At 57.3% G+C, this 17,062-nt stretch carries 14 protein-coding genes; 13 read left to right on the top strand and 1 reads right to left on the bottom strand.

Annotation, left to right across the window (positions count from 1 at the left end; translation table 11 throughout):
* The 13 genes from ntrB to B9Z39_RS00570 all read left to right on the top strand — a co-directional run bounded on the left by ntrB (position 1) and on the right by B9Z39_RS00570 (position 16,053).
* Entirely contained in the window at positions 1–795 is a 795-nt protein-coding gene (ntrB, locus tag B9Z39_RS00630; protein WP_100148127.1) for a nitrate ABC transporter permease, read from the top strand.
* The gene (locus B9Z39_RS00625) at positions 792–1,625 is read left to right on the top strand and encodes an ABC transporter ATP-binding protein (RefSeq protein ID WP_100148128.1); all 834 of its coding nucleotides are present in this window, start codon (positions 792–794) and stop codon (positions 1,623–1,625) included. The genes ntrB and B9Z39_RS00625 overlap by 4 nt, the downstream gene beginning before the upstream one ends.
* On the top strand, positions 1,622–4,084 hold the full coding sequence (gene nirB / locus B9Z39_RS00620; protein WP_108300381.1) for a nitrite reductase large subunit NirB: 2,463 nt from the start codon (positions 1,622–1,624) through the stop codon (positions 4,082–4,084). Before B9Z39_RS00625 ends, nirB begins: the two co-directional genes overlap by 4 nt.
* A 14-nt stretch (positions 4,085–4,098) precedes the next feature.
* Positions 4,099–4,437 carry a nitrite reductase small subunit NirD gene (gene nirD, locus B9Z39_RS00615; RefSeq protein WP_108300380.1) on the top strand — a complete coding sequence of 113 codons (339 nt, stop codon included), beginning with the start codon at positions 4,099–4,101 and terminating at the stop codon, positions 4,435–4,437.
* A 2-nt stretch (positions 4,438–4,439) separates the two neighbouring features.
* Entirely contained in the window at positions 4,440–7,253 is a 2,814-nt protein-coding gene (locus B9Z39_RS00610) for a nitrate reductase (RefSeq protein ID WP_108300379.1), read from the top strand.
* A 34-nt stretch (positions 7,254–7,287) separates the two neighbouring features.
* Positions 7,288–8,193, top strand: a complete 906-nt coding sequence (gene ybiB, locus B9Z39_RS00605) for a DNA-binding protein YbiB (protein ID WP_108300378.1) — start codon at positions 7,288–7,290, stop codon at positions 8,191–8,193.
* A gap of 25 nt (positions 8,194–8,218) precedes the next feature.
* On the top strand, positions 8,219–9,016 hold the full coding sequence (cobA, locus tag B9Z39_RS00600; RefSeq protein WP_108300377.1) for a uroporphyrinogen-III C-methyltransferase: 798 nt from the start codon (positions 8,219–8,221) through the stop codon (positions 9,014–9,016).
* Between the two features lie 35 nt (positions 9,017–9,051).
* Positions 9,052–10,299 carry an NAD(P)/FAD-dependent oxidoreductase gene (locus B9Z39_RS00595; RefSeq protein WP_100148134.1) on the top strand — a complete coding sequence of 416 codons (1,248 nt, stop codon included), beginning with the start codon at positions 9,052–9,054 and terminating at the stop codon, positions 10,297–10,299.
* A 126-nt stretch (positions 10,300–10,425) separates the two neighbouring features.
* Positions 10,426–10,638 (top strand): 30S ribosomal protein S21, encoded by a 213-nt coding sequence (gene rpsU, locus B9Z39_RS00590; protein WP_007833691.1) that lies wholly within the window; start codon positions 10,426–10,428, stop codon positions 10,636–10,638.
* 103 nt (positions 10,639–10,741) lie between these two features.
* Entirely contained in the window at positions 10,742–11,188 is a 447-nt protein-coding gene (locus tag B9Z39_RS00585) for a GatB/YqeY domain-containing protein (RefSeq protein WP_100148135.1), read from the top strand.
* A gap of 173 nt (positions 11,189–11,361) precedes the next feature.
* Positions 11,362–12,609 (top strand): TolC family protein, encoded by a 1,248-nt coding sequence (locus tag B9Z39_RS00580; protein WP_158236206.1) that lies wholly within the window; start codon positions 11,362–11,364, stop codon positions 12,607–12,609.
* A gap of 22 nt (positions 12,610–12,631) precedes the next feature.
* Positions 12,632–14,767 carry an ATP-binding cassette domain-containing protein gene (locus tag B9Z39_RS00575; RefSeq protein WP_108300376.1) on the top strand — a complete coding sequence of 712 codons (2,136 nt, stop codon included), beginning with the start codon at positions 12,632–12,634 and terminating at the stop codon, positions 14,765–14,767.
* An 8-nt stretch (positions 14,768–14,775) separates the two neighbouring features.
* Positions 14,776–16,053: an HlyD family efflux transporter periplasmic adaptor subunit gene (locus B9Z39_RS00570; RefSeq protein ID WP_199173015.1), complete on the top strand. Its 1,278-nt coding sequence runs from the start codon at positions 14,776–14,778 to the stop codon at positions 16,051–16,053.
* 2 nt (positions 16,054–16,055) lie between these two features.
* Here B9Z39_RS00570 and B9Z39_RS00565 read toward each other — a convergent pair whose 3' ends face one another.
* Positions 16,056–17,015 carry a tripartite tricarboxylate transporter substrate binding protein gene (locus B9Z39_RS00565; RefSeq protein ID WP_108300375.1) on the bottom strand — a complete coding sequence of 320 codons (960 nt, stop codon included), beginning with the start codon at positions 17,013–17,015 and terminating at the stop codon, positions 16,056–16,058.
* Between the last annotated feature and the right edge of the window lie 47 nt (positions 17,016–17,062).

Raw genomic sequence — 17,062 nt, 5'->3', positions numbered from 1 at the left:
ATGCTGGCTCGCTTTTTCAAATCGCTGCTGTCACAGCTGGTGCCGCCCTTCTTGGGGCTGGCACTGCTAGTGGGCATCTGGTCGTTGGTGTCGCTCAGCAGCACCAACAACTTTCCAAGCCCCAGTGACACCTTGGTGCAAGCCATCTCGGTGTTCAGTGACCCCTTCTACAGCAACGGCCCCAACGACCAAGGCGTGGGCTGGAACGTGCTGAGCTCACTCAAGCGCGTGGCCATGGGCTTTGGTTTGGCGGCATTGGTGGGCATTCCAATGGGGTTCTTGATTGGGCGTTTCGAGTTTTTGTCGCGCATGTTCAACCCGCTCATCAGCTTGCTGCGCCCCGTGTCCCCGTTGGCCTGGTTGCCGATTGGCTTGTTGGTGTTCAAAGGGGCCAACCCTGCGGCCATTTGGACCATCTTCATTTGTTCGATCTGGCCCATGGTCATCAACACCGCCGTGGGTGTGCAGCGCGTGCCCCAGGACTACATGAACGTGGCGCGTGTGCTCAACCTGTCTGAGTGGAAGATCATCAGCAAAATTTTGTTCCCTGCTGTGCTGCCTTACATGTTGACTGGTGTGCGCCTGGCTGTGGGCACTGCTTGGCTGGTCATCGTGGCCGCCGAGATGTTGACCGGTGGTGTGGGCATTGGCTTTTGGGTCTGGGACGAATGGAACAACCTGAACGTCAAAAACATCATCATCGCCATCTTTGTGATTGGCATCGTCGGCTTGGTGCTGGAGTACGCACTCATCAAACTCGCCACCGCGTTTACCTTTGAGGAGGTGCGTTCATGAATGCGTCGCTGACCCACAAGTTCTTAGAAATTCAGGGCGTGGCCCAAACCTTTCGCACGGCCAAAGGAGACTTTCCTGCCCTGCGCGACATCGACCTGACGGTGGCCAAAGGTGAGTTTGTCGCCCTCATTGGCCACTCCGGTTGCGGCAAGTCCACCCTGCTCAACCTGATTGCCGGATTGACGACCCCCACCCAAGGCAACCTGATTTGCGCCAACCGCGAAATCTCAGGGCCCGGCCCAGAGCGTGCGGTGGTGTTTCAAAACCACTCGCTGCTGCCCTGGCTCACCTGTTTTGAAAACATCTACCTTGGGGTGGAGCGTGTGTTTGGTCAATCGGGTTTGGTCGACGGCAAAGCCAAAGAAACCAAGCTGCAACTCAAAGCCCGCACCGATGCGGCCTTGGACCTGGTGGGTTTGAGCCATGCGGCACACAAGCGGCCCGGAGAAATTTCGGGCGGCATGAAGCAACGCGTGGGCATTGCACGGGCCCTGGCGATGGAGCCCCAGGTGCTGCTGATGGATGAACCGTTTGGCGCTCTCGATGCGTTGACGCGCGCCAAGCTGCAAGACGAGTTGCTGTCTATCGTGGCAGCCACCCACAGCACGGTGGTCATGGTGACGCACGATGTAGACGAAGCGGTGTTGCTGTCCGACAAGATTGTGATGATGACCAACGGCCCCGCCGCCACCATTGGCGAGGTGCTCAGCGTCGACCTGCCACGCCCACGCTCACGCGTGCAGTTGGCGGACGATCCGCGCTATTTGCAGTACCGCAAAGCCGTGATCGACTTTTTGTACACGCGCCAAGCGCATGTGGAGAAAACATGAACAAGCTCAAATTGGTGATGATTGGCAATGGCATGGCCGGTGTGCGCACGCTGGAAGAACTGCTCAAGCTCACGCCAGACCTGTACGACATCACGGTGTTTGGGGCCGAGCCTCACCCCAACTACAACCGCATCTTGTTGTCGCCGGTCTTGGCCGGTGAGCAGACCATGGACGAGATCGTGCTGAACCCCTTCGACTGGTACCGCGACAACGGCATCACCCTGCATGCGGGCTGGAAGGTGACCGAGGTGGACCGCGTCAAACGCCTGGTGACCGCCGAAAACGCCACCGGTGAGCGCCGCACAGCGCCTTATGACCGCTTGCTGTTGGCCACCGGCTCCAACCCGTTCATGCTGCCCATTCCAGGTCGTGAACTTGACGGCGTGTTGGCCTACCGCGACATGGCAGACACCCAGGCCATGATTGATGCGGCCAAAAAATACCAGCATGCCGTGGTCATTGGCGGCGGCTTGTTGGGCCTGGAAGCCGCCAACGGTTTGATGAAGCGCGGCATGTCCGTGACGGTGGTGCACGTGGCCGAATGGCTGATGGAGCGCCAGCTCGACCGCGTGGCCGGCGGTATGTTGCAACGCTCACTACAAGAACGTGGCATGCAGTTCCGTCTGGGTGCACAGACCCAAGAATTGCTAGGTGACGCGAACGGTCGTGTGAAGTCTGTGCTGTTCAAAGACGGCACGCATGTGCCCGCCGAGCTGGTGGTGATGGCGGTGGGCATTCGTCCCAACACCGCACTCGCCGAGCAAATGCGTTTGCACTGTGAACGCGGCATCGTGGTGAGCGACACCTTGCAAACCGTGACCGACCCACGCATTTATGCCGTGGGCGAATGCGCGGCACACCGTGGCATTGCGTATGGTTTGGTCGCGCCTTTGTTTGAACAAGGCAAGGTCTTGGCCAACCATTTGGCGGAGTACGGCATTGGCCGCTACACCGGCTCATTGACATCCACCAAACTCAAAGTCACAGGCATCGACCTGTTCAGTGCGGGCGATTTCATGGGCAGCACCGATGGCAGCACCGAAGAAATTGTGCTGAGCGATCCGCACGATGGGGTGTACAAAAAACTGGTGATCCGCAACGACCAACTCATCGGTGCCTGCCTGTACGGCGACACGGTGGATGGCAGCTGGTATTTCAAACTGCTGCGTGATGGTCGCAGCGTGGCCGACATTCGCGAAAAGCTGATGTTTGGCGAGTCCAACATCGGTGACGTGGGCCACGCAGGCCACAACAAAGCCGCCGCCATGCCCGACGACGCCGAGGTGTGTGGCTGCAACGGGGTCAAGAAAGGCACCATCTGCAAAGCCATTCAAGAAAAGGGTTTGTTCACACTCGATGAGGTGCGCAAGCACACCAAAGCCAGCGCCTCCTGCGGCTCGTGCACCGGCTTGGTGGAGCAAATTTTGATGTTCACTGCCGGTGGCGACTACTCGGCCACGCCGAAGAAAAAAGCCGTGTGCAGCTGCACCGACCACAGCCACCAAGACGTGCGCGACGCCATCCGGGACCACAAGCTGCTGACCAACGACGCGGTGTTCAAGTTCCTAGAGTGGCGCACGCCCACCGGGTGTGGCAGCTGTCGCCCGGCCATCAACTACTACCGTTTGAGCAGCTGGCCCAAAGAGGCAGTGGACGATCCACAAAGCCGCTTCATCAACGAACGCAGCCACGCCAACATCCAAAAAGATGGCACCTACAGCGTGATTCCGCGCATGTGGGGGGGAGAGACCACCGCCGACGAGTTGCGCCGCATTGCCGATGTGGTGGACAAGTACAAGATTCCCACCGTCAAAGTCACCGGCGGGCAGCGCATCGACTTGCTGGGCGTGAAAAAAGAAGACTTGGTGAACGTGTGGAAAGACATTGGCATGCCCAGTGGCCACGCCTACGCCAAAGCCTTGCGCACCGTGAAAACTTGCGTCGGCAGCGAATGGTGTCGCATGGGCACGCAAGACAGCACGCAAATGGGCAAAGACCTGGAGCGCGCCATGTGGCGCATGTATGCACCGCACAAGGTCAAGTTCGCGGTCTCGGGTTGTCCGCGCAACTGCGCCGAAGCCGGCATCAAGGACGTGGGCATCATCGGCGTGGACAGTGGCTGGGAGATGTACATCGCAGGCAACGGCGGCATCAAGACCGAGGTGGCACATTTCTTCACCAAGGTCAAAACCGCCGCCGAAGTGCTGGAGTACACCGGCGCCTTCATGCAGCTCTACCGCGAGGAAGGCTGGTACCTGGAGCGCACGGTGCATTACGTCAACCGCGTCGGCTTGGACTATGTGAAGCAAAAAATCTTGGACGACCACGCAGGCCGCCAAGCCCTGTGGGCCCGCTTGCAATTTGCCCTGGAAGGCGAACCCGACCCCTGGTTCGAGCACGCCAAAGCCCAAGTGGACACACGCCAGTTTGTGCCCATCGTTCCCCAGATCACCGCTTGAATCGGAGCCACACCATGAGCGATTGGCAAGTCATTTGCAAAGTCGAAGACATTCCTGTGCTGGGCGCACGCCGCGTGCAGCGCGCACAAGGCTGTGAGGTGGCGGTGTTTCGCAACGCTGAAGATGAGGTGTTTGCCCTGCTCGACCGCTGCCCCCACAAAGGCGGCCCCTTGAGCCAAGGCATTGTGTATGGCACGACCGTGGCCTGCCCGTTGCACAACTGGCAAATTGGTTTGGCAGACGGCTGTGCCCAAGCGCCTGACGAGGGCTGTGCGCAACGCTTTGCGGTGCAGGTGGCCAACGGTGAGGTCTCCCTCAACCGTGCAGAGCTGGCCAGCTTGGCCCTGGACTAAACATGAAAGAAACCCGCTCCACCTGTCCGTACTGTGGTGTGGGCTGCGGCGTGATCATCGAATCGTCGGGCGCACGCATCACGGGTGTGCGCGGCGACCCCGAGCACCCTGCCAATTTGGGTCGCCTGTGCAGCAAGGGCTCGACCCTGCACCTGAGTGCCAGCCCCGTGGCAGGCGCCCAAACCCGCTTGCTGCAACCTCAGCGGCGCTTGGTGCGCGGCGGCCAACTGCTGCCCATGTCGTGGGACGCCTCGCTGCAATGGGCCAGCCAAAGCTTGGGCCACATCGTGCGCACCTATGGCGCTGAAGCGGTGGGCTTTTATGTGTCGGGTCAGCTGTTGACCGAAGACTATTACGTGTTCAACAAGCTGGTCAAAGGCTTGCTGGGCAGCAACAACATCGACACCAACTCCCGCCTGTGCATGAGCAGCGCGGTGGCGGGCTACAAGCTCACCCTGGGGGCCGACGCGCCACCGGCTTGCTATGACGATGTGATGCAGGCCGACTGCTTGTTCATTGCCGGCAGCAACGCGGCTTATGCCCACCCGATTTTGTTTCGCCGCATCGAAGAAGCCCGCGCGCAAAACCCAAATTTGAAAATCATCGTGGCCGACCCACGCCGCACCGACACCGCCAGCAGCGCCGACCTGCACCTGCCCTTGCAGCCCGGCACCGACGTGGCGCTGTTCCATGGCCTGCTGCACATCATGTTGCGCGAAGGCTGGGTCGACACGGCCTACATCCACGCGCACACCGAAGGTTTTGCCGCCCTGCAAACCTTGGTGCGCGACTTCACCCCCGAGCGCGTGAGCCAACTCTGCGGTCTGCCCATGCCAGACTTGCTGCAAGCTGCGCGCTGGTTTGCCACAGCAAAAGCCACGCTCAGCCTGTATTGCCAAGGTTTGAACCAGTCGAGCAGTGGCACCGCCAAAAACGCCTCGCTGATCAACCTGCACTTGGCCACTGGGCAGATCGGCAAACCCGGTGCTGGGCCCTTCTCGCTCACCGGCCAGCCCAACGCCATGGGCGGACGCGAGGTGGGCGGCTTGGCCAATTTGCTCAGTGCCCACCGCGACCTGGCCAACCCCGTGCACCGCGCCGAAGTGGCCGCGCTATGGGGCATTGACGAGGTGCCCGCCAAACCCGGCAAGACCGCCGTCGAAATGTTTGAAGCCGCAGCGGACGGCGAAATCAAAGCCTTGTGGATTGCGTGCACCAACCCGGCCCAATCTATGCCCGACCAACACACGGTGCGTCGTGCCTTGGAGCGTGCCGAGTTTGTGGTGGTGCAAGAGGCCTTTGCCACCGCCGAGACCTGCGACTTTGCCGACTTGCTGCTGCCGGCCACCACCTGGGGCGAGAAAGAAGGCACGGTCACCAACAGCGAACGCCGCATCACGCGTGTACGCGCCGCCGTGCCGCCTCCCGGTCTGGCCCGCCATGACTGGCAGATCGTGGTCGATCTGGCGCAGCGTCTGGCCCAAGAACCTGGCGTGGGCGAACGTCGTGAGGGCTTGCACATGAACTACAGCTCGCCCGAAGCCATTTGGTTGGAGCACCGCGAATCGACCCGTGGGCGCGACTTAGACATCACGGGCTTGAGCTATGCCCAGCTGGAAGTTGCCCCCCAACAGTGGCCCATGCCTGAGGGCGCGGCCCATGGCCAAGAACGTTTGTACCAAGACGGGGTGTTTGCCACACCCAGCGGCAAAGCCCGCTTTGCAGCCATCGACTACGTGCCTGTGGCCGAAGCGCGTGAATCGCGCTTTCCGTTTTCGCTCAACACCGGGCGCCTGCGCGACCAGTGGCACGGCATGACACGCACGGGCGTGGTGGGTAAATTGTTTGGCCATGTGCCCGAACCCTCGGTGCAGCTGCACCCCGACGACATGGCGCGCTTGGGGTTGTCCGACGGCACCTTGGTCCACGTCACCAGCAAACGCGGCTCCATCGTGGTCCCCGCCTTAGCCAGCCCCGACATGGGACCACAGCAAGCGTTCATCGCCATGCACTGGGGCCCCGCCTTTTTGGGCGGACGTGACCACCAGAACAAACCACTGGCGGGTGTGAATGCCATCACCACCTCGGCGTACTGCCCCACCTCCAAGCAACCCGAACTCAAACACGCCGCCGTCAAAGTACTCAAAGCCGAATTACCCTGGACGCTGCTGGCCGTGGCTTGGCTGCCCGAGGACAGCGCGCACACCGTGTTGCAAGCCCTGCGTGCACGCATGGCCCAGTTTGAATTTGCCAGCTGTGTGCCCTTTGCCGACAGCGGCAACACCGACACGCCGCGCCAAGGCGTGCTGCTGCGTGCCGCGTGCAGCGAGCCACCGGATATGGCGGTGGTGCAAGACGTCGAGCAACAACTGGGCTTGAGTGAAGACAACAGCTTGCGCTATGTCGACGCCAAGCGCAGCCAGCTGCGTTGCATGCGCTTGCGTGCCGAGTCAGACTGCACCTTGGACGCCTTTGTGATTGCAGGCGACACCTCGGCCGAAGCTTGGCTCAAAGCCTTGCTACAAACCCAACAGTCGGCAAAAGCCTATGGCCGTCGCTTGCTGATGACGGGTCACACGCCCCCAGTCGCCTTGACCAGCGTTGGCACAACGGTGTGCACCTGCGTGGGTGTGCGCGATCTGGCGATTCAAGCGCAGCTTGCACACAGCGCGCAGCAAGACGAGAACAGCTGCCTGTCGGACTTGCAAGGCACACTGAAATGCGGCACCCAGTGCGGGTCGTGCGTGCCTGAGCTGAGGCGCATGATTCGCCTGTATTTAGCGCCTGAGGCGGTCACGCCGTCATTGGCCTTATAGCGTCAAGTTATCAGTGCTGCGGGACAATACGGGCATGGCAATTGCACACTACCTCAAAGTCATTGGCCGCGGTCGCGATGGCGCACGCGCCATTGACCGCGCGCAGGCCGCCGACTTGATGGGCCAGGTGCTCGATGGCAACGTGAGCGACTTGGAAATTGGCGCCTTCTGTTTGGCCATGCGCATCAAAGGCGAAACGCCCGAAGAAATGGCTGGGTTTCTGGATGCCACCCACGCCCGCCTGCGGCCCATGGGCGCAGACGCCAGCACGCGTGTGGTGGTGCTGCCCACCTACAACGGTGCCCGCAAACTGCCGGTGCTCACCCCGTTGCTGGCTGCCCTGCTGACACGCGAGGGGCTGGCCGTGGTGGTGCATGGCTGCGCCACCGAGTCAGCCCGCGTCACCACCCAAGAGGTGCTGGCCGCCATGGGCCAAGCGCCTCTCCACGATGTACGCAATGTGCAAGCGGGCGAGCAGGTGTTTGTGCCGACCGAAGTGTTGTGCCCAGGCCTCAAGCGCTTGCTGGATGTGCGCCGCGTGGTGGGGTTGCGCAACCCGGCACACAGCTTGGTCAAGCTAATGAACCCCATGGCAGGCGACGCCTTGCTGGTGGGCAGCTACACGCACCCTGAATACGCTGTGTCCATGGCCAACACTTGGGCACTCACAGGTGCGCGCGCGCTGCTGCTGCGCGGCACCGAAGGCGAGGTGGTGGCCGATGCACGCCGTCAACCGCAAATTGACGCCTTTGCCCATGGGGCTCGCAGGCCTTTGGTTCAAGGGCAAACTGGCTCCCTGATGCAACTGCCCGACGTGCCCACGCAGATCGATGCAGTGACCACGGCGCGCTACATCCAACGCGTGCTGAATGGCCAACTGCCCGTGCCAGCCCCAATTGCACGCCAAGTCCAAGCCGCCTTGCAGGCTTTGGCCCTTTGAACATTCTTGTCACGAGCACACCGCCATGACCTTGTCACACGCCGCCCCCACCCCACACGTCACCTTGGTCGGCGCAGGCCCCGGTGACCCTGAATTGCTGACCGTCAAAGCGGTCAAAGCGATTGGTGCCGCCACGGTCTTGTTGGTGGACGACTTGGTGAGTGACGCGGTGCTGGCCTACGCGGCGCCCACGGCACGCATTGTGTACGTTGGCAAACGCGGAGGTTGCCGCTCCACCCCGCAAGCCTTCATTGAAAAACTGATGCTGCAAGAAGCCAAAGCGGGTGAAAACGTGGTGCGCCTCAAAGGTGGCGACCCCTTCATCTTTGGCCGTGGCGGTGAAGAGCTTGAGCATTTGCAGGCCCTTGGGGTGTCGGTGACGGTGGTCAACGGCATCACCGCTGGTTTGGCGGGCGTCACCTCATTGGGGGTGTCACTCACCCACCGTGAACACGCCCATGGGGTGGTGTTCATCACCGGCCACGCCAAACAAGGTGACGGCAATGGCGTGGACTGGGTCGGCTTGGCCCACACAGCAGCGCAGGCCAAATTGACCTTGGTGATTTACATGGGCATGAGTGGCGCGGCTCAATTGCAAGCCGCCTTGCTTCAAGGCCTGGACTCGCAGACGCCCGTGGCGGTGGTGCAGCACGTGAGCTTGCCCACACAGCGCCATGTGGTGTGCAGCTTGGGCTGCTTGCATGACACCGTGGTGCGCGAAGCCATGGCCAGTCCCTCGGTGATCGTGGTGGGCGATGTCTTCAAAGGCTTGTTGGAGATGCAAAACGCTCACGCCGAGGCACCGCGACAAGCATCGCGCTAAAGCGCCACACACACTGACCCCACTAAACTCACCGCATGAATTCGTTTGATGTGGTGATTGTCGGAGCCGGTGCTGCCGGTTTGTTTTGTGCGGGCGTGGCCGCCCAACAAGGTTTGCAGGTGCTGGTGCTGGACCACAGCGAGAAGGTGGCCGAGAAGATCCGCATCTCAGGCGGTGGGCGCAGCAACTTCACCAACCGCGAACTCGATGTGCGTGCACCGCACAAGCACTTTCTCGGCGAGAACCCACAGTTTTGTCGCAGCGCGCTGTCGCGTTACACCCCGCAGGATTTCATTGCACTGGTGCAGCGGTATCAAATCCCTTTTCACGAAAAGCACAAAGGGCAGCTGTTTTGCGACCGCTCTGCCGAAGACCTGATTCAGATGCTGCTGCGCGAGTGCGAGGCAGGTGCGCAAGGCGGGCATGTGACCCGCTGGCAGCCCTGTGGCTTGAAGGCAGTGCGCTTCAACGCAGCCGCTCCCACCGCTTTGCGTTATGAGGTCGACACCGACCAAGGCACGGTCAGTGCCGCATCGGTAGTGGTTGCCACGGGTGGCCTGTCCATTCCTAAGATCGGCGCAACAGATTTGGGCTATCGACTCGCGAAGCAATTCGGCTTGCGCTTGGTGGAACCCCGTCCGGGCTTGGTACCCATGACGTTTGATGGCGCAGACTGGGCGCCTTATGCACAACTGTCTGGTCTGTCGCTGCCTGTGCGCATCGAAACAGGATCGAAGAAGAACTTGCAAGGATTTGACGAAGACCTGCTCTTCACCCACCGCGGCCTGTCCGGTCCGGCGGTGCTGCAAATTTCCAGCTACTGGCAAACGGGCAGCGACATTCGGGTGAATCTGGCACCAGAAATCGATTTGCGTGAGCAACTGATGCAGGCCAAGCAACATTCCAAAAAGCTCATTGCCAACGCTTTGGCTGCTTGGGTGCCCTCGCGACTGGCCGATGCCTGGACCAGCCAAGACGCCGCCTGGCAACGCCCCGTCTTGGAGGCGAGCGACAAAGCCTTGATGCAACTGGCACAGCGCTTGGGCAGTTGGCCCCTCACACCCACAGGGACAGAGGGCTACAAAAAAGCCGAAGTGACGGTAGGTGGCGTGGACACGCGAGATTTGTCTCAGCAAACCATGGAATCCAAACAGCCGGGCTTGTATTTCATTGGGGAAGTGGTGGACATCACCGGCTGGCTGGGGGGATACAACTTTCAGTGGGCCTGGGCCAGTGCGCACGCGTGTGGCCGGGCTTTGGGGGCGGCATTAAAGCCGCTATAATCATCGTCTTTGCTGGCAAACCCCCAACGGCCTGATCAACTTTGTGTTGGGGAACCCCGCAGACATGGCGCATAAGCACGATCTTCTTGTGAACCCTCTGGCTGCAATATTTGGAAACATTTGGTAATGACCACCATCCGTGTAAAAGAAAACGAACCGTTTGACGTCGCGCTGCGTCGCTTCAAGCGCACCATTGAAAAACTCGGTCTGTTGACCGACTTGCGTGCCCGCGAGTTCTACGAGAAGCCCACCGCTGAACGTAAACGTAAAAAAGCAGCTGCCGTGAAACGCCATTACAAGCGTGTGCGCAGCATGCAATTGCCGAAGAAGCTGTATTAATCAGCCTCTTCCCTGAAGCAGACCTGCTGGGTCTATTCAGAAGCTCGCTTGGGGACGCTCAAGCGAGTTTTTTTTCGTCAATCATTTTTTTACTGGAGTTCCCATGAGCCTCAAAGACCAAATCACCGAAGACATGAAAACCGCGATGCGTGCCAAAGACAGCGCACGTTTGGGGACAATTCGTCTCCTCATGGCGGCCATGAAGCAAAAAGAAGTGGATGAGCGCGTCGAGCTGGATGACACCACTGTGATTGCCATCGTCGACAAACTGATCAAGCAACGCAAAGATTCGGTGACGGCCTACCTGAGCGCCAACCGCCAAGACTTGGCCGATGTGGAGTCCGCTGAAATGAGGGTCTTAGAGGTCTACCTACCCCAGCGTTTGAGCGCTGAAGAAATCACCTTGGCAGTTCAAGCCATCGTGGACCAAGTGGGTGCAACGGGACCTGGCGACATGGGCAAAGTCATGGGCGCGGTGAAAGCTCAGTTGGCTGGCAAAGCTGATATGGGACTGGTCTCTGCTGCGGTCAAAACAGCACTGGCTGGCTAAGCACACACGTCGTTGACATTTAACGCACGCAAAAAGCAAAGGGCTGTAGGAAAAGCCGCATAAAATTCTTATAAATTGTTGTATCGTTTTTGATATTTTTTAAACTTTAATATCTAAATCAAATACAATAATTAAACTTTAGGATTATTTTAGCGGTGATGATGAATACATTCATGGCCTCTGTGGCAATCGGTATCGCTCTTGCTGCTGCAAGCTTCGGTAGCCATGCCAAAGAACCAGGCGCTGGCTTACCTGATTTACTGATGGCCACTGTCGAAGGAAATCCGCAACTCAAAGCGTCTTGGTTGGATGTGATGGCCAGTGGACAAGACCTAGAAGTGGCAGAGCGGGGCAAATGGCCCGTCCTGTCAGCCATTGTGGAATCTAAAACAGGCACGGTATCCAGTACACCTTCTAGAGCGTTGCGCGCACAACAGCCTTTGTGGGATGGCGGACGTATTGCTTCTGTCGTTTCTGAATCAGAGGCGCAGAAAAAAGTCACCACGCACAAGTACTACCAACAGCAGCAGCAAGTTTTTCAGGCAGTGGTCAGCGCATGGCAAAGCGTGATGTCCAGCAAGGAAAGAATTCTCACAGCTGAACGCGCCTTGTCTCGACTGCAAGAGTTTCAAGCCCAAATGGCACGCCGGGTTGAAGCCTTGGCCTCCCCCAAAATTGACTTGGAGTTGGTTGACGCGCGTGTGTTTCAAACAGACGTTGAATTGAGCACTGCTCAAAGTGCCTATGCAAATGGCATCAGCCGTCTCGAGCAGATCACGGGTTTATTAGGACTGCGACAACCAGGGCGCATTGCATTTGATTTTTACAGCCCACAGCAAGCCAATGCGATGTTCTTAAACATCCAGTCCCAAGACTTTGAGTACTTGGCATCTCGCGACAACGCTGTGTTGCGTGCCCAAGCTGAGGTGGAAGCAGCCCGTGCACGGTTTAACACAAAGGATGCTGAGAAGTGGCCGCAAATTTTTGTGCGCGTCGATCAACCGATTGGCAAAGTTGTCAGCTACACAGACACACGCATGAGTGCGTTCGTGGGACTGCAATACACACCCAACGCCGGGTTCTCCAATTTGCTGCAAGCCCAGGCCTTGGTCACGCGCATTGAGAGCACACAACAACTGGTAGAGACCACGCAGCGCGAAGTGATTGAAGCCTTTCAAAACGACAGAGAAGACATCGTCGCGTCGCACAAACGCGTACGGGCCTTGCTGCGTGCCGTCGCAGGCTCAGAAGCCGTTTTGGCTTCGTACCAACGACAGTTTCAAGGTGGTAAGAAATCATGGCTCGACCTGCTCAATGCAGTGCGCGAATTGACGCAAAACGAATACGCACTGGCAGACGCAAAGACAAGTCTGATGGGCGCTGTCTACAGATACCAAGTTCGAGCTGGAATACCACTGTAAAAGACTCAAAGACGCCATCACAATGACCAACCACAACGGATTGACATGGGCTATTCAACATCTGGCGCGCCTCAAAGGCGAGCATCTGGATTTGCTCAAACTCAACACCTGTCTCGCAGACATGCAAGACAACTTGCCAGCACGTCAGCAACTGACTCTCGTGTGTGAGGCCTTGGATGCTGAGCTGGCATCTGAATCGGTCGTGCCAGAAGCCGTTGATTTGCCGTTTCTCTACGGTGACTCCAACCATGGATGGGGTGTTGTACTCAACCAAGACGCCTCAGACCAGTGGTTGGTGCGCAGCGAGAAAGAAGAATTCACAACGACGGCTGAAGCCTTGGCTGCTGGTGCGTTTTTGATCAAATTTCAGAGCGAACAAACTTGGATCGGCAGCACAGAAGCGGGCGATTCGATGTTGACCAAGAGCTTCATTCAATTCGCATTGGGAACGATCAAACATTACAAAGCTGAGCTGGTAGAGGCCTCCTTGGCTTCGTTTTTTATCGGCGTGTTGGCATTCACCACATCGATGTTTTCGATGCAGGTATACGACCGTGTGATTCCGACGCGCAGTGAATACACCCTGTTGATCTTGAGCCTGGGTGTGATGTTGTCGATCCTGTTCGAACTGGCCATGAAATATGCACGCTCCAAACTCATGGACTACGTGGTGGTGGGGGTTGACAGCCGCCTGTCACGCGAAATTTTTCACCGCTTGTTGCAACTGCGGGTCGATCAACTGCCGCCCTCTGTGGGCAGTCTGGCAGGACAGCTGCGCGGCTACGAACAATTGCGTGCGTTTTACACCAGCTCCACCATGTTCACCTTGATTGATTTGCCTTTTGGCATCATCTTTTTGTTAGGAATGATGGCCATCGGTAGTGTGTGGGTGGCCCTGGTTCCACTGGTGTTTGGTGTGCTGAGTATTTTGATTGGGGTGGCATCTCGACAAAGAATCAATCAGTTTTCGATGGACTCGGCCGCATATTCAAACGCCAAAACAGGGCTATTGGTTGAAGCGGTTGAAGGTGTAGAAACCATCAAAGCAGGTTCAGGTGGTTGGAAGTTCTTAGCACGTTGGATTGCGGTGAACAGCCACACGATCAAAAGCGATTCGAAAATGCGTGGCTTCATTGAAGGCATTGGGTACATCTCGGCCATGACCCAACAACTCAGTTATGCCGGTTTGGTGATAGTAGGCTCCATGCTGGTCATGCAAGGCAGCATGACCATGGGCGCATTGATCGCGTGTTCTATTTTGAGCGGCAGAGTGTTAGCCCCCATCCTGGCCTTGCCCGGTTTGCTTGTGCAACAGGGACAAGCCATGGCGGCACTCAAAGGCATTGAAGCAATTTACCAACTCAAAACAGATACCCATGGTGTACAGCGCCCACTGGTGCCAGACCATCTACAGGGGCACTTCAAGATCGTTTCTGCCAAGTTTGCTTACCCAGGTAATCCTCCCGCTTTGGTGGTAGCAAATTTGAATATCCAAGCCGGTGAGAACATTGCCATTTTGGGTCCCATCGGAGCGGGTAAATCCACCTTGTTGCGCCTGCTCAGCGGTCTGTACGTGCCGCAGGAGGGACAGGTGCTGCTCGACGGGCTTGATCTGTCGCACATCAGCCGACAAGTCATCAGCCAAAAAGTAGGCTATCTACAGCAAGACCATCGCCTTTTTCAAGGCACGCTGAGAGAAAACTTGCTGATTGGTATGCCGGATCCGGGTGATACCGTCATCAAGCAAGCCATGGAACGTACTGGCATGATTAACTTTGTCTCAGCGCATCCGAAAGGCTTAGATCGTCCCATCATGGAAGGCGGCAAAGGGCTCAGCGGTGGACAACGTCAATTGCTTGCATTCACACGTTTGATTTTGTGCAATCCAGACATTCTTTTGTTGGATGAGCCCACCGCCAGCATGGACGATGAACAAGAGCGCCGTTGCATCCGTGTGATGCAAGAACTCGTGAAGGCCGGAAAAATGTTGATCGTGGTCACACACAAGCCCAACATCTTGCCGCTTGTCTCTCGAATCATCATCGTGGCCGGGCACACCATTGCCATGGATGGCCCCCGCGATGCCGTGCTGCAACGATTGTCTCAACCCGCAACGGCTCAACCTGCACCACCGACCGTCTTAAACCCCGCGATCTAAAGTTAAACATGCAGCATCCAGACAACGAAGCACCATCACGCCACGAGACAGAGATAACCAGCGAAGCTGTTGCTGCGGACACAGCCAAGGACGTGCTGCCGAAGTCGAATCCGAAATCGCTGTCTGGAAATCTGAATGACCAAGAGCATCCTCGTGGTGCTCGCACCACCTTGCGCGTCATGTTTGCCGGATTGTTATTGCTGGTCACCTGGGCTGCCCTTGGAAAACTGGATCAAGTGACACGCGCGCAAGCCCAGGTAGTGGCAGAGGCAAGAACCCAAGTCATTCAGTCTCCCGATGGCGGCGTGCTGACCGAATTGCATGTGAAAGAAGGTGACAAAGTCAAAGCTGGGCAAGTGCTGGCCACGCTGCAAAAAGAGCGTGCAGAAGCAGCTGTGTCAGAAACCAAAGCCAAAGTGGCAGCTCTGCGCATTACCTTGGTTCGCCTGCAAGCAGAGGTCTATGGCCGTCCATTGACTTTTGACAACGACTTGAAAGCCTATCCTGAATACATCAGCAACCAAACCGATCTATACAAAAAAAGACAACAGGCGTTTCGCGAAGACATTGATGCACTGACCAAGATACTGGAGCTCAGTGACAGCGAGTTAAAAATCAATTTAAAACTGGAAGCCAGCGGTGACGTGAGCAGAACCGAAGTTTTGCGCCTAGAACGCTCGGTTGCAGATGTGCGCGCACAACTGGCCAGCAAAAAGAACAAATACTTTCAAGATGCTCAGGCCGAAATGACCAAGGCGCAGGAAGATCTCAGCACGCAAAGTGAGCTGCTGAGAGATCGCAACCAATTGCTCGAACACACGGTGCTGACGGCGCCGGTAGATGGTGTTGTCAACAACATCCGCATCAACACCCTGGGCGGTGTCGTGCGTCAAGGGGAGTCGGTGATGGAGTTGCTGCCCTGGAGCGAAGAATTGATCATCGAAGCCAAAGTCACACCCGTTGATATTGCCTTCGTCTTGGTCGGACAAGACGCCAACATCAAAGTCGACGCCTACGACTCTTCCATTTTTGGATCACTACAAGGCAAGGTAACTTACATCAGCTCAGACGTGCTGAGTGAAGACACCCGACAAGGCCCCTTTTTGTACTACCGGGTACGCATTCGCCCAGAGGCTGGGCACTTACAAACAGACAAGGGCAGTCGTATTCAACTCAAGCCTGGTATGAGCGCATCGGTGGACATCAAAGCCAATGAACGCTCTGTACTGAGCTATTTGGTCAAGCCACTCAGCAAGGCGTTCAGTCAATCCATGGGTGAACGTTGAAATTATTGAGGTTCGATTTTCGCGTCTCTGATCGCTTTGGCCCACTTAGCGCTCTCCAGTTGGGTGCGACGCCCCAATGCTTCAGGCGTGCCGGGCTCGACCACAAAACCAATCTGAGAGAACTTCTCTTGAAGGTCCTTGCTTTGCGCGGCCACATTGATGGCTTGGTTGAGTTTTGTGACGATTTCCGAAGGCGTGCCTGCGGGTGCGAACATGGCAAAGTAAGCAATCATTTCGTAATCTTTAAGACCCAAAGCCTCGTTGACTGTCGGCAACTCAGGAATCGCAGAAGAGCGTTTCATTGATGTCACGGCCAAGCCTCGAATCTTTCCAGCGTTCACCTGGGGTAGCATGACGGCGAAGTCGGCAGTGAACAGCATCACTTGTCCACCAATGAGATCTGTCATAGCCGCTGGCCCGCTTTTGTAAGGGACACTGGTCATCTCAATTCCTGCCATATTTGCCAACACCTCACTGGACACCAATTGAGATGTACTGGCGCTGGCGAATGTGACGTGACCAGGCTTTGATTTAGCCAAGTTCACCAAATCACGCAACGTCTTCACAGGAACGTCGTTGTTGATGGCGACAACCAATGGAACAGACCCCAAATAACCCAAGGGTGCAAAAGCGATGTCTTGGTCGTAAGGCAGCTTCTTCATCAAGCTTTTAAGGGCAGCATTGGTGCTGTTAGTGCCAATCAGCAAGGTATAGCCATCTGCTGCCGATTTGGCGACCGCATCGGCACCCAGCATGCCATTCACACCAGCTTTGTTCTCTACGATGATGGGTTGACCCAAAACATCAGACATCTTGGATGCGAATGCGCGACCAATTTGATCGGTTGCACTACCAGGAGCAAATGGAACAATCGCTTTGATGGGCTTGTTGGGGTAGCTTTGGGCAAATATGGGCAGTGCGACGCCAAGCAACATCACCCCCGCTATTTTCTTGAAGTCCATCGTGTCTCCTTGTATATGTCATGAATCAACAGGCCACTGAAACTGCG

It is taken from the genome of Limnohabitans sp. JirII-29 (assembly GCF_003063395.1).
Classification (GTDB): domain Bacteria; phylum Pseudomonadota; class Gammaproteobacteria; order Burkholderiales; family Burkholderiaceae_C; genus Limnohabitans.
This window is presented reverse-complemented; position numbering and strand designations above follow the sequence as displayed.

Excerpts from the sequence above, each read along its gene's own strand:
- B9Z39_RS00610 (WP_108300379.1), top strand. The coding sequence starts at position 4,440 with ATGAAAGAAACCCGCTCCACCTGTCCGTACTGTGGTGTGGGCTGCGGC.
- B9Z39_RS00565 (WP_108300375.1), bottom strand. The coding sequence starts at position 17,015 with ATGGACTTCAAGAAAATAGCGGGGGTGATGTTGCTTGGCGTCGCACTG.
- ntrB (WP_100148127.1), top strand. The coding sequence starts at position 1 with ATGCTGGCTCGCTTTTTCAAATCGCTGCTGTCACAGCTGGTGCCGCCC.
- cobA (WP_108300377.1), top strand. The coding sequence starts at position 8,219 with ATGACCTTGTCACACGCCGCCCCCACCCCACACGTCACCTTGGTCGGC.
- B9Z39_RS00595 (WP_100148134.1), top strand. The coding sequence starts at position 9,052 with ATGAATTCGTTTGATGTGGTGATTGTCGGAGCCGGTGCTGCCGGTTTG.
- B9Z39_RS00570 (WP_199173015.1), top strand. The coding sequence starts at position 14,776 with ATGCAGCATCCAGACAACGAAGCACCATCACGCCACGAGACAGAGATA.
- B9Z39_RS00575 (WP_108300376.1), top strand. The coding sequence starts at position 12,632 with ATGACCAACCACAACGGATTGACATGGGCTATTCAACATCTGGCGCGC.
- nirD (WP_108300380.1), top strand. The coding sequence starts at position 4,099 with ATGAGCGATTGGCAAGTCATTTGCAAAGTCGAAGACATTCCTGTGCTG.
- ybiB (WP_108300378.1), top strand. The coding sequence starts at position 7,288 with ATGGCAATTGCACACTACCTCAAAGTCATTGGCCGCGGTCGCGATGGC.
- B9Z39_RS00580 (WP_158236206.1), top strand. The coding sequence starts at position 11,362 with ATGGCCTCTGTGGCAATCGGTATCGCTCTTGCTGCTGCAAGCTTCGGT.
- B9Z39_RS00585 (WP_100148135.1), top strand. The coding sequence starts at position 10,742 with ATGAGCCTCAAAGACCAAATCACCGAAGACATGAAAACCGCGATGCGT.
- rpsU (WP_007833691.1), top strand. The coding sequence starts at position 10,426 with ATGACCACCATCCGTGTAAAAGAAAACGAACCGTTTGACGTCGCGCTG.
- B9Z39_RS00625 (WP_100148128.1), top strand. The coding sequence starts at position 792 with ATGAATGCGTCGCTGACCCACAAGTTCTTAGAAATTCAGGGCGTGGCC.
- nirB (WP_108300381.1), top strand. The coding sequence starts at position 1,622 with ATGAACAAGCTCAAATTGGTGATGATTGGCAATGGCATGGCCGGTGTG.